Source organism: Microbulbifer okhotskensis (assembly GCF_023895975.1).
Classification (GTDB): domain Bacteria; phylum Pseudomonadota; class Gammaproteobacteria; order Pseudomonadales; family Cellvibrionaceae; genus Microbulbifer; species Microbulbifer okhotskensis.
The window spans coordinates 1-10,285 of record NZ_JALBWM010000126.1 but is presented as its reverse complement, the minus strand read 5'-3'; the positions used below and the strand labels follow the sequence as shown (position 1 = coordinate 10,285).

Here is a 10,285-nt window from a genome sequence, read left to right as displayed (position 1 = left end):
AGAAATACATCAGCCTATAAACCGTTTAGCTGACACAGAGTTTTGAACACCCTCTCAATCGAGAACCGATAAATCTGTTAAGCACAGAGAAAGTTATTTCTTCGATTGAATGCGCTGGGAAACCATCACCTAATCAACCACATAAACCGCTAGCATTTAGACCTATTAAAGCGGGGCGCTACCGAAATACCACATACTTATAACTGTATCTAACAAATCAGTAATGGTCTGTGAACGCCCAGGGGGAGCTTAAGCCAGGACCAGCCAATCACATCGTCCACGTTGAGAATGGCTGAAATAAAGCAGGCCCTGTCACTCAGTACTTATTCATCCGAGCAGGTAATATTATTCTCAAAGCAAACCCCACCGCGCTGGGAGCAGGTTTCCAGTAGCCTTCCCTTGGCCTCTACACGGGAGAAACCTTTAGAGTGCATACCTCCTGCTCTCATATCCTTCATATAACAAGCCCACTTGGGACGCTCTGTGACTGGGATAGGCTGCACCACAACTTCAGGCTGAACTATTTGCGATTGCGCCTCGATACTCGCCTGCAATTCCAGGATCAAATCCTGTAGCTGGTGAACATTTTTTCGCAATCGAACTACCTCTTTTTTCAAATCACCAGTTTCATGATTCCGATCATGACCAGAGCGAACCTCCTTACGGAGCTTGACAACTTCTTTCTTCAGCGTGCGGATCTCCTCCGCAGTTTGATAGTTATCGTGAGCAAAAGCACTGGTAGAAAACAGGATAAAGGAAATCAAAAGTGGCAGACTGCGCATGGGATTACTTCCAGAGGATTTTTTATTTCGGTAAACAATTTGAGGAGGAATATAACGCAACTTAGCTTAACTCAAAATGAATCCCATCGTTAAAAGGGATCCGGTCACCTGATATCTTTAACTACAGTGTCTATCAACCTCTTACTTTATCCCCACAAAAACAGCCTAAAAACACCCGATTACTGCCACCTTGCTCTGCACCCCTCTCCAGGTTCCAAATAACCAACCAATAAAAAGGGCGAACACTGTTCGCCCTTTTTCCCAATCAAGCCAGAACTCAGGCCCCAGTTAAGCTCCGCACCATACTGATCATCACCCCCGCAGCAACAGCAGAACCAATAACCCCGGCCACATTGGGCCCCATAGCGTGCATCAGCAGAAAATTATGCGGGTTAGATTCCAGCCCCACTTTATTGGAAACCCGCGCGGCCATAGGTACTGCAGATACACCAGCAGATCCGATCAACGGATTGATCTTATGCTTACTGAATACATTGATCAGCTTAGCCATCAAGACACCTGTCGCAGTACCAATCGCAAACGCCACAATACCCAGCGCGAGAATTCCCAGGGTTTTGGGGTCCAGGAATTTATCTGCGGCCAGCTTTGAACCAACTGACAAGCCCAGGAAGATAGTGGTGATATTGATCAGGGCATTCTGTGCAGTATCAGACAAACGCGATACCACACCGCATTCCCGCATCAGATTGCCAAAGCAAAACATCCCCAACAGTGGAGCCGCTGCCGGTAGGAATAAGGCCACCAGAATCAACAACAAGAGTGGGAAGGTAATCTTCTCTCGCTTGCTCACATGACGCAGCTGCACCATCTCAATCTTGCGCTCCTGCTCGGTCGTTAGGGCACGCATAATCGGCGGCTGAATCATAGGCACCAATGCCATATAGGAGTATGCCGCTACAGCAATGGCTCCCAACAGGTCAGGGGCCAACAAGCTGGAGACATAGATGGCCGTTGGGCCATCTGCACCGCCGATAATGCCGATTGCAGCGGCATCAGCTATAGAGAAGTCCATCACCCCTGCGACAGAAAGTCCCACTGCACCGAGTACGGTGGCAAAAATGCCGAATTGCGCTGCGGCTCCCAGAAACAAGGTGCGCGGGTTGGCAAGGAGCGGTCCGAAGTCCGTCATGGCACCCACCCCCATAAAGATGACAAGCGGTGCCACACCGGAAGCAATCGCCACCGAGTAGAAGTTGTACAGCATCCCGTTATTGAAACCGGCATCCCGGGCAAACTCCGCTGCCTGCACTTGTACCGCCACGGGTGCACTACCCAGAGCTTTTTTTAAGGCATCTAAACCTGCACCGCTATCCAAGCCAAGGAGCTGTGCCATCTGCGCCAGAACGGCGGTATTTCCTTGCGCCAGAGCAGTCTCTGCCGCAGAGAGCGCTAAATCAGCACCGGGAATATTGGCAAGGATGCCACCAAAACCAATAGGCACCAACAGTAACGGCTCAAAGTTTTTGCGAATCGCCAAAAACAGCAAGCCCAACCCCACCAGTAGCATAATGAACTGGCCCGATGCCATCTGAGCAACACCGGAGGATTGCCAAAGCGTAATTAGATTTTCCACGTGTGACTCCTACTAGTGGCTAAGCAATGGACAGCAGGGGATCACCTACCGCCACTGCATCACCTTCTTTTACTGCCACACTGGTGACACTACCTGAACGCGGTGCACTCACGACCGTTTCCATCTTCATGGCTTCCAACACCAAAACAGCCTGCCCTTCGCTCACCTGATCTCCAGGCCTGACCATCACTTTAAAAATATTGCCGGCCAAGGGTGCACCGACTGGCTCACCGCCGGTGGCGGGTGCCGATGGCGCACCTGCGGAAGCCGTTGCAGTACCTCCAGTAGCCAGCGCCACATTGGTCAGGTCGCCGCCATCGGCCACTGTCACGGTATAACTCTGCCCCTCCACCGATACGGTATAAACTTCCTCGCCCTTGTCATTCATAACCGCAGAACCTTCATTACCGGTGGGCACCGGCTCAAAGGCGTCTGGGTTGTTACGGTTTTTCAGGAATTTAAGCCCAATCTGCGGAAACAGCGCATAGGTGAGCACATCATCGATTTCCCCATCAACTCCAGTCAGAGCAATATCTTGCTCGCCCGCCTTCGCTTGCAGCTCCAGGCTTAACTTCTCCAGCTCTGGTGCCAACAGGTCCGCAGGGCGACAAGTCACCGGACTCTCGCCCTCCAACACACGAACCTGCAGCTCTTGATTCACCTCAGCGGGTGTCGCGCCATAGCCGCCCTTCAAAACCACAGCGGTTTCCTTGGAAATCGACTTGTAGCGCTCCCCGGTCAACACATTCAGCACCGCCTGGGTACCCACAATTTGCGAAGTGGGTGTCACCAGGGGAATAAATCCCAGATCCTCACGTACGCGGGGGATTTCCTCAAGCACCTCATCTAAGCGGTCGCCGGCACCCTGCTCACGCAGTTGGCTCTCCATATTGGTAAGCATACCGCCAGGTACCTGGGCCACTAATATCCGGGAATCTACCCCTTTTAGTGAACCCTCAAATTTCGCATACTTCTTTCGCACTTCGCGGAAGTAAGCTGCGATCTCTTCAAGCAAATTGATATCGAGACCGGTATCCCGCTCGGTGCCCTCGAGAATTGCCACCATCGCCTCGGTGGGGCTATGGCCATAGGTCATGGACATGGAACTGATCGCCGTATCGACATTGTCGATACCCGCCTCGATACATTTCAAAGCCGTTGCTGTAGACAGGCCGGTAGTTGCATGGCACTGCATATGGATAGGGATATCCACCGCTGCCTTAAGCCGCTTCACCAGTTCATAGCCTTCATAGGGGCGCAGCAAGCCCGCCATATCCTTGATCGCAATGGAGTCCGCACCCATATCTTCAAGCCGGCGGCCCAGATCCACCCAAAGGTCCATGGTATGCACCGGACTCACGGTATAAGAGATAGTGCCCTGAGCATGCCTATCCTGCTTCTTGACGGCGCCGAGCGCGGTTTTCAGGTTGCGCATATCGTTCATTGCATCGAATACACGGAACACATCCACCCCATTTACCGCAGCACGCTCCACAAACTTCTCTACGACATCATCGGCATAGTGGCGATACCCCAGAATATTCTGCCCCCGGAACAGCATTTGCTGAGGGGTATTCGGCATAGCTTTCTTCAGCTCCCGAATACGCTCCCAGGGGTCTTCACCGAGATAGCGAATACAGGCGTCGAATGTAGCCCCTCCCCAGGATTCCAGGGACCAGAAGCCCACTTGATCGAGCTTTTCCGCAATGGGCAGCATATCGTCCAACCGCAAACGGGTGGCGAACAGTGACTGGTGGGCATCGCGTAGGACTACATCGGTAATCCCCAATGGCTTTTTAACCTCAGTCATGGGTTATCTCTCTCGGCAGAAATTATTGGAAATTGTTCGAAGCAAATTTTGCAGTTAGCGTCTTTGTCGATGCTGTTCGATTGCTGCTTTGATCACTGCATGTAAACGGGCGCTATCGTTCCCTACTTTGTGGGAGGGAGAGTGGGAAGCGGGTTCCACCTCGGGAAAATGACGTGTAATGATTCGGGACATAATACTGGTACCAATCACCAGTAACAGCAGAAAGGTAAAGACAATCCCCATCCCGAATAGGGTGATATCCAGCCCCTGTTGAAGCAGTGTTTCTTGCACTATTTATTCCCCCCTAGCACCGGGTAACAAAACCAGCCGACCTGGACAGTTTCGCTTGTACCCACAACACTATAAATTGAAGTACCCAATTATCTGGGACTAACGCGATAACCCAAATGATATTTTGCGTCTCTCTTCGGGTTATTATTTGCAGCCAACAATTTTAATTGGCACAGCCAATAATCTTATTGAGCTTGCGCCCCGATTACCCCCCCAGTCCCTACCGATAGATCCCAGAATCTAATTCGCAGCCGAGATAATTTCAATGGCGATAACTCCCACTCCATTCAGGCAGAAAACAGCCACTATGGATAAAATCCACTCACCCAGGAGCGATGGTAATTCTCTATTATCAATACAACTTGCTTTTAAAATCAAACACTTATTGGTTTCAGGGGCAACAGTGAAGTACACTCGCAAGCGCCCAATCTTGGTGCGAATTACTCATTTGATGAGTTTACTCCTCCTACGTTTGGGGCTCATAGAATGATCATTTTTACGCCATCGGTATTACTTGCTGATAGAATATGCGCCTATTGATATCCAATTTTCGTCCAAACTAATTTATGACCAGCAAGACACCAGTATTACAAGCAAAGATATACCAAGCACCTATGGAAGGAGTGATCGACCATCACGTGCGCGCTCTGCTTTCCGTTATTGGAGGTATCGACATCTGCGTGACTGAGTTTGTGCGGGTCACGGATACGAGACTGCCTCTCAGGGTTTTCACTCGCTTATGCCCAGAAATTATCGAAGGCGCCAAGACCCCAAACGGTACACCAGTACGGCTGCAGCTCTTGGGAGGAAACCCTAATGCAATGGCAGTTAACGCAGTAAAAGCAGTTGAGGTTGGTGCAGAAGCGATTGATCTCAATTTTGGCTGTCCCGCCAAGTCAGTAAACAACAGTGACGGCGGCGCCTGTCTTCTGCAAAGCCCGCACCGGGTCGAAGCGATTGTTGGAGCTGTTCGCCGCGCCGTCCCGGAAAACATCCTTGTTACCGCTAAAATTCGATTGGGCTTCAACGACCGCTCCACCTATCTGGACAACGCTCTTGCCGCAGCCGCAGGCGGAGCCAATGAACTGGCTGTACACGCCCGCTCCAAAGTGGATGGCTATAAACCACCCGCCTACTGGGAATTCATTGGTGAAATTAACCAACAGCTGGATATCCCAGTTGTTGCCAATGGGGATATTTGGACACTGAAGGAGTTTCAGCGGTGTTACGAAGTTACAGGATGCGAGTCATTTATGTTCGGTCGCAGCTTACTGGCGAGGCCGGACCTGGGCCGACAAATTAAGGCCTATTGCTCTGGCGACGATTATTCACCGATGGACTGGCCGCAAATCATTGAGATCTTATGGGGCTACTACCAAACCACCAGGGAAGTCTACCCAACAAAATATTTGGGTAACCGCATTAAACAGTGGCTCGCCTATCTGAAGCTGGCCTTTCCCGAGGCTCAGTTATTTTTTGAAAAAATAAAACGCTTGAGGGAAGCAGAGGCATTTGAGGCCGCGTTCCTTGCAGAGCGCCGCTCGCAGACCACGGAAATTAGAGCGGCCTAAACCTGCCCCCCTCCATTAACGCTCTCAAATGCTGAATACGATGGCGGAGCGGATATCTTCCATCACAAACCCGTTATCGACTGACGACTTAAGTATGCCGGGTTATAGAATTTATCCGCCAGAGTGTGAACCGTACTACTCTCATAACGAATCTTGGTTTTAGTGTTGGTATTAATGCTATCAACAAGTACCATTTCCTCTACCACTAACTGCCCCCCCCTCTGCCCTTGCACAAAGTGAGCGACCTTTGCCAGCTTGCCGGACTTTAAGTAGAGCTCAGCTTTGACCGGGAAATAGCTCTCGCTATCGAGCCACAGTGAAATTTTCTGGTAACTGGCGCCCTTAGTTTTAGCCACTAAGCCCAGCTTATGAGTCTGCCTTTGTTGCAGGGTTTCACTGATCTCAAACTGCCCCTGATAATCTTCACTCCAGGTCAATGTCGCTATATCACCAATTGATGCCCCTCCCAGTAATTTTTGCATCGGCGTAATACGTATCGGACGACGGCTACGTGGCATCAACAACCAATAGTTATCTTGCAACATCAACATTTTTTGCCCTTCCTCCCCTGCGCCTTTAAAAAGCACCAGGGACTTCCGTTTGGGCTTTATATAAACATGATATTTATTCTGACTCTCCAACTCTTCGCCCCTATACACGAGGACATTGGTCACTATTTTAGTGGACGCCTGCCCCAAGCGGTATGCATCTGCTCTAGCCAACATAGTCTCAACCTGCCCGCCGGAAAAAACCTGATGCAATTGATCTTGCACTGTATCAGCAGTTGTGACAGAGGAAGAAATCAATAGCAATGTACCGGTTAATATCCTTTTGTACTTTTTCATTCTATTCGATTTATACATAAACCAATGCCTCAGTAATCGGTTTATTGACCCCTTTGCGCGCAGCAAGGAAAGAAGAGAATACACAAATCGCTACTATCACTACAGAGATCATCCAGGCTAGATTTGTAGAAAAATAGACGGTTAATGGATAGCCCACGGTTTTACCGGGAGGTGGCGGCATAGTTACATCAAAAATCATCAACCCCACACTAACCAACCCTCCCAGGATAATTCCCACAATGGCACCCACAACCGCCAAGACTAATGCCTCCAGCATAAATCCGACTAACAATTCAGCCTTGGAGGCCCCCATCGCTGATAAAGTGCCAATCTCCCGGGTTCTCTCTGTCACCGACATCATCAATGTATTAAAAAGAGAGACAAAAATAACCATCGACATAATGATACCCATCAACCCGAAAATTCGGTCATACAGGTTCTTAACCCCCTTATAAATGAAGGCATGATCCTCCCAGGTCGAGATTTCAAGCTGCGGGACCAACTGCCCCAATTTATCCCTTAAAAATTCGGTATCTTCAAGATCATAACCATAGAGTGTCAGAGTACTGACCCGATGACTATCCAATAAAAATTGAGCCGCATTGATTGAGGTATACACCTGGCGTTTATCCATATCGGGAACACCAGTACCAAAAATGCCTTTTACTTTAAAATCTAAAGCATTTAAGGCTCCGTTTACTGTGGTAGACATTAGAGTTACGTAATCTCCGGGCTTTACGCTCAGGTTTCTTGCCAGATCTTTACCCAGCATAATCTGGGGATCATTGACTTTCTCATCTTTTGATAAGATATCGCCCTCAGTGATATTCAAGAAAGGCCCCTTCACCCGAAATTCACTCGCCAAAATCCCCTGCCCTAAAAAGATATTGGATTTTTCACCATTGGAAATAAGCCCCTGCAAGTAAATTCTTGGTTGTACCGCATTGACCCCCTGATCGGCCAGCAGGCGCTTACGCAACTCATCGGCATTGTCCAAGCCATTTTGCAAAGGGAATTCTTCATCAGAGCTGAAATAGCCAGGCCGGGCAAATACCAAATGCCCCTCACTGCGTGCGGCACCCTCTTTTAGGGACTGATAAGTATAGAGACCAAATCCACCTGAGGTCATTAAAGCCATTACGACAATCGCAACAATACTCACTGTCAGTACACTCCGGCGACCATTGCGTAACAAGTTCAAAATGGCTATTTTTAAGCGGCGCATAAATTTTCCTCTAACTGAATCACCCCATCCTTCAAATGAATCACTTTGTCACAGTGGAGGGTCATACGATCATCGTGACTGGCGACAATGAATGCCGTTTCTTTCTCGCGCCCCAGCGACTTCATCAACGCAACAATCTGCTCTGCCGTCTCACTATCCAAGCTTGCAGTGGGCTCGTCGGCAATGACCAATTTAGGTTGATGTACCAAAGCCCGTGCGATTGCTACTCGTTGCTGCTGCCCCCCTGAAAGACGGTCGGGGCGGTAATGAGCAAACTTTATCAAACCTACATGATCCAGCATGGCCATCACACACCGCTTTACTTCAACCGCCTTGAGGCCATTCAGAAGAAGCGGATACGCCACATTTTCAAATGCGGTCATAACCGGAACCAAATTGAATTTCTGGAATACAAATCCCAAGTGAGTGCGACGGATTTCCATTGCCTGCCGGTAGTCCCGCATCAATAACTCCCCAGCAAAACGCACTTCACCAAAATAATCCTGGTTGAGCAAGCCACAAATATTGAGCAAGGTGCTCTTGCCCGAACCCGATGGTCCGCAAAGTGCCACCATCATTCCGGCCTGAATATGTAGATTTACATCGCGTAAAGCCTGAAGTTGTATCTCGCCTGTGGTGTAAGTCTTTTCTATATGGGTTAGCTGTAACATAAATACTCCGCCTTTTCAGACTTACTGTCCCGTGCCCTTATTATCTTCACAGGAGTTAACAGTCCCTCGACTAGCGCCCTTTGCTTTCCACGAAGTTGCCAGTTCCGTATCCTCTAGAAGCTCAGCCGCCTGCAAAGCACCACAGTAGATCCAACTAATTGCGTTAGGTGGCATCTGCGCTATACGCGGATCAGCCATCAACTCATGGTAAAGGCCATAGCCGCGATCAAATGCATTGAAGAACTTGGGCACCTTGGTAAAAGTGGTAGCTGCAATCCCCTTGAACAGTAAATCATGTGGTATTCCCTCAACTGAGAGGCCCGGATTTTTCAACTCCTCCATCATCATCAGAGCCTTATCCATTCGGGCTATGCCATTCTCTGCATAACTTACCTTATTCCAGGGCAGCCAACTCTCACTTGCCATCAGCGTCTCGCTGGCCCCCAGGTAAAAAAGAGCTACCGGGTCACCAGGGTCCTGCTCTTGGGCCAATTTAAAATACTCATAAGACTCCCGTATCGCAGTACCCCCATCGCTAACCGCCTTCTGATACAAATCTTCCAGGCGAGCGTCTACTGCGGCAAAAGATGACATACTCATTCCCAAATTCACGACTAGCGTCGCTATAACCTTTTTCATCGAGTCTCTCCGTGCGTTCAACTTGAGAGCAGATTACTCAACAGGAAGTTTTATGTCCTAGCCATACGACAAATCGCAAAAAGAGGGGATAAACGGAAATAGTCTGCGCTGAACGGTGGCAGAATCATGGATATACGGAAAAAGCGGGAGGATAAATCGCAGAAGCCCTGGTTCCAAAACTTGGAAGTGGTACGCCCGAATAAAATTGAATGCTTTTTATGCGACTCGGTGCCGGGCAGAAATACCCATTGTGCAGATATTCTATTTACCCTTTTAAGCTGCCAATACGTAATAAAGTGCTACCCTCCACTTTATTTGATATTAAGCAGAGGAGACTCGGCACACTCTCTATAACAGATAAATTTGACAAGATAACCAGGCCATATATCTCATATTACGACTGTACACCAATGGTCAAAAAAAGCAAAAGTGTCGTATGATTCCATGATTATCTATGAGCGTAAAAGGACTCAGCAGAAGACATCGGCATTTAAAACTGAAGTTTATTGTTATATCAAGATTTCGAACAATATTTCTATATGAGTGATCAGCGCTCTGCGTATACCGACAAGTAAAGAGATACTTTCAGGCTGCTCAGTGTCCGCCCAGACTTGTGAGAAAATACCCTACCCCGTGGCCCAACCCTTGTAGGTTTAGAGGTCTACCTCTCTAAAACTGTCCGAAATACTGGCTACATAGACCGCCGTATTTTTCACCAGTAACAATCTTTGCATGGGTCATATGTACGCTAATAATAGCTAAGCCAAACTCTATAAAAGCTGAAATCATACTTGGCACTACAGGCAGGGCTGTCCCATATAAATCGGTGTAAAAACGAACAGAATAGACCTAGAATA

Annotated in this window: 9 protein-coding genes; 1 reads left to right on the top strand and 8 read right to left on the bottom strand. The window is 48.7% G+C overall.

All coding sequences use genetic code 11. From position 1 onward, the window contains the following. Positions 1–323: 323 nt before the first annotated feature. From MO867_RS18680 to MO867_RS18665, 4 genes are all read right to left on the bottom strand, one after another. Entirely contained in the window at positions 324–782 is a 459-nt protein-coding gene (locus MO867_RS18680; protein ID WP_252471968.1) for a hypothetical protein, read from the bottom strand. A 277-nt stretch (positions 783–1,059) separates the two neighbouring features. After that, positions 1,060–2,376 carry a sodium ion-translocating decarboxylase subunit beta gene (locus tag MO867_RS18675; protein WP_252471967.1) on the bottom strand — a complete coding sequence of 439 codons (1,317 nt, stop codon included), beginning with the start codon at positions 2,374–2,376 and terminating at the stop codon, positions 1,060–1,062. Positions 2,377–2,395: 19 nt separating this feature from the next. Further along, a complete protein-coding gene (gene oadA / locus MO867_RS18670) occupies positions 2,396–4,186 on the bottom strand; it encodes a sodium-extruding oxaloacetate decarboxylase subunit alpha (protein ID WP_252471966.1) in 1,791 nt (596 codons plus the stop codon). 54 nt (positions 4,187–4,240) lie between these two features. Continuing rightward, entirely contained in the window at positions 4,241–4,477 is a 237-nt protein-coding gene (locus tag MO867_RS18665) for an OadG family protein (RefSeq protein ID WP_252471964.1), read from the bottom strand. Between the two features lie 566 nt (positions 4,478–5,043). Between MO867_RS18665 and MO867_RS18660 the strand changes: the two genes are divergently transcribed. Next, positions 5,044–6,048 (top strand): tRNA dihydrouridine synthase, encoded by a 1,005-nt coding sequence (locus MO867_RS18660; protein WP_252471962.1) that lies wholly within the window; start codon positions 5,044–5,046, stop codon positions 6,046–6,048. 62 nt (positions 6,049–6,110) lie between these two features. Here the strand turns inward: MO867_RS18660 and MO867_RS18655 are convergent, their stop codons facing one another. From MO867_RS18655 to MO867_RS18640, 4 genes are read right to left on the bottom strand one after another with little or no spacing between them, the layout of a single operon-like run. Beyond that, entirely contained in the window at positions 6,111–6,893 is a 783-nt protein-coding gene (locus MO867_RS18655) for an outer membrane lipoprotein-sorting protein (protein ID WP_252471960.1), read from the bottom strand. 10 nt (positions 6,894–6,903) lie between these two features. Beyond that, positions 6,904–8,118, bottom strand: a complete 1,215-nt coding sequence (locus tag MO867_RS18650; protein WP_252471958.1) for an ABC transporter permease — start codon at positions 8,116–8,118, stop codon at positions 6,904–6,906. Continuing rightward, entirely contained in the window at positions 8,106–8,789 is a 684-nt protein-coding gene (locus MO867_RS18645) for an ABC transporter ATP-binding protein (protein WP_252471957.1), read from the bottom strand. Before MO867_RS18645 ends, MO867_RS18650 begins: the two co-directional genes overlap by 13 nt. A gap of 21 nt (positions 8,790–8,810) precedes the next feature. Then, positions 8,811–9,428, bottom strand: a complete 618-nt coding sequence (locus tag MO867_RS18640) for a hypothetical protein (protein ID WP_252471955.1) — start codon at positions 9,426–9,428, stop codon at positions 8,811–8,813. Positions 9,429–10,285 lie beyond the last annotated feature (857 nt).